Annotated in this window: 1 protein-coding gene; it reads right to left on the bottom strand. The window is 56.0% G+C overall.

Annotated features, from left to right (window positions below; genetic code table 11):
* Positions 1-257 (bottom strand): chemotaxis protein CheW (locus EUU22_RS20065; RefSeq protein WP_205687931.1); only part of this gene is annotated, 257 nt, incomplete at both ends.

A 257-nucleotide genomic window follows, 5' to 3' on the forward strand; every position in this document is an offset into this window, starting at 1 on the left:
AGCAGCTCAGGCAGGCGCATGAAGGCGACTAAGCCCTGTTCCATCGGGTAGATACCGGAAAAAAATGCTCCCGTGACACCACAGATATTGGCAGGAGGGTCGAGGATATCGGCCGCGTCAGCCACCACAATGTCTTGAATCCTATCTGCGAGCAGACCAATACTCTCCTCCGACCACCTAACCACCACAATGCATCGGTCCTCGTCGAGTTCCAGCGGCGGCAAGCCGAATTTGACCCGGAGATCAACGATGGTGAC

The organism is Ciceribacter ferrooxidans, assembly GCF_004137355.1.
In the GTDB taxonomy this organism is placed as follows: Bacteria; Pseudomonadota; Alphaproteobacteria; order Rhizobiales; family Rhizobiaceae; genus Allorhizobium; species Allorhizobium ferrooxidans.